This is a genomic window from Pontibacterium sp. (assembly GCF_041587635.1).
In the GTDB taxonomy this organism is placed as follows: Bacteria; Pseudomonadota; Gammaproteobacteria; order Pseudomonadales; family Balneatricaceae; genus Pontibacterium.
This window is the reverse complement of record NZ_JBFGYC010000699.1, coordinates 1-1,732: the sequence shown is the minus strand read 5'-3', so window position 1 is coordinate 1,732 and position 1,732 is coordinate 1. Positions and strand designations below refer to the sequence as shown.

Annotated in this window: 1 protein-coding gene and 1 pseudogene; both read right to left on the bottom strand. The window is 51.0% G+C overall.

Features of this window, described 5'->3' with window-relative positions; translation table 11 throughout:
- Nucleotides 1-227: pseudogene (locus ABYW01_RS20885) on the bottom strand (chemotaxis protein CheR); the annotation flags it as partial.
- Between the two features lie 26 nt (nt 228-253).
- Nucleotides 254-1,732, bottom strand: a 1,479-nt coding sequence (locus ABYW01_RS20880; RefSeq protein WP_372836469.1) for a methyl-accepting chemotaxis protein, incomplete at its 5' end; no start/stop codon positions are given.

Below are 1,732 nucleotides of genomic sequence, written 5' to 3'. Positions count from 1 at the left end.
GCGTTAACAAACGCCACCATTTCATCCTTATTACGCCCCTCTTCCAGGAGGTCGATGTAATCACCAAAACCTCCCAGATTAAGCGCCCTGACTCGCTTGGACAGACGACTATAAATCAGCTCTTGCTTATTCTCGCTGACAACAATACCCGTCTGAGTCATTACGAGATCACGAATATACTGAAATTCCCGATCGCGTAATTCAAATTCCCTTTTTATCGGTCTCATAAGGATACATCTTCAATAATCCACGATTAAAACTCTTCCCAAAACTCGTCTTCGGATGCAGCCTGCTGACGAGGCTGGGGAGCACGGCGTGATGCGGGCCGCTCTGCTCGTGCCTCTGGATAACCAGCAGGCGCGCGGCGTGATGCGGGCTGGCGACCACCAGAACCGGTATCAAAGAAGCCAATCAAGCTGTTCAGGTTTTGTGACTGATCTCGCATGGCTTCGCTACTCGCGGCAGCCTCTTCCACCAATGCAGCATTCTGCTGGGTCACCTGCTCTAGCTGCATGATCGCCTTGTTCACCTGCTCAATACCGATGGACTGCTCTTCACTCGCAGCAGCAATCTCCGATACGATCTCGCTCACACGCTTAACGGCGGAAACGATCTGATCAAGACTGGACCCCGAATCACTCACCAGACGCGTGCCTTCTTCCACTTTCTCAACACTGTCGTTGATCAGGGATTTAATCTCTTTGGCTGCACTCGCACTACGCTGCGCCAGATTTCGTACTTCAGCCGCCACCACCGCGAAGCCGCGCCCCTGCTCACCCGCACGAGCCGCTTCGACCGCAGCATTCAGGGCCAGGATGTTAGTCTGGAAAGCAATCTCGTCAATAACACCAATGATATCCGCGATCTTCTTACTGCGAGAGTTAATCTCTCCCATTGCAGTGACTGCCGAGGCAACAATTGCACCACCTTTCTCAGCCTGTTCTCGGGCGCTACTGGCCAGACGACTGGCATCTTTTACGTTATCGGCGTTCTGCTTAACCGTACTGGTCATCTCTTCCATACTGGATGCGGTTTCTTCCAGACTGGACGCCTGCTCTTCAGTACGCTGGCTGAGATCAGTATTGCCGGCAGAGATCTGCGTCGCAGCCGTACCGATATTCATAGAGGACTCGCGAATCTCTTCAACCATCCCCAGCAGGTTACCGATAGAGGAGTTTACCGCCTGCTTCAGCGCACCAAACTCACCCTGATAATCCGCAGTGACTTGCTTGGTCAGATCACCTTCCGACAGCCCTTTAACAACTTCAGAGGCATCATGGATAGGACGGATAATTTCATCCAGCAGGCGATTGATGGACTCACATAAAACCTTATTGAAGCCATCCAGATGCTCGGTTTCCAATCGATCATTTAGATCGCCGTTAACTGCATTAGCAATCAGTTTCTGGATGTTATTTTCCGTTTCAACCTCTTCGGTTAAATCACGCCACTCAACCATATTACCGCGATACTCACCATCACCATTGGTGACCATGGTCGCTGTCACTTCCAACACAACGCCCGGTAGGGTAATTTTTCCGGTATAAGGCAAGAGTGAAGCATCGGAGAGCAACGCTTCCTGATGCTTAGGGTTTCGGTGAAACATGTCGATGCATGCACCGACCAGATTATTGACATCAAATTGCGGCAGAAACTGACGCAACGTCGCTTCACGACGTGCAAGCAATCGATGCGCAGCAGGATTAACGAAGGTAATTTTGCGATTCTCATC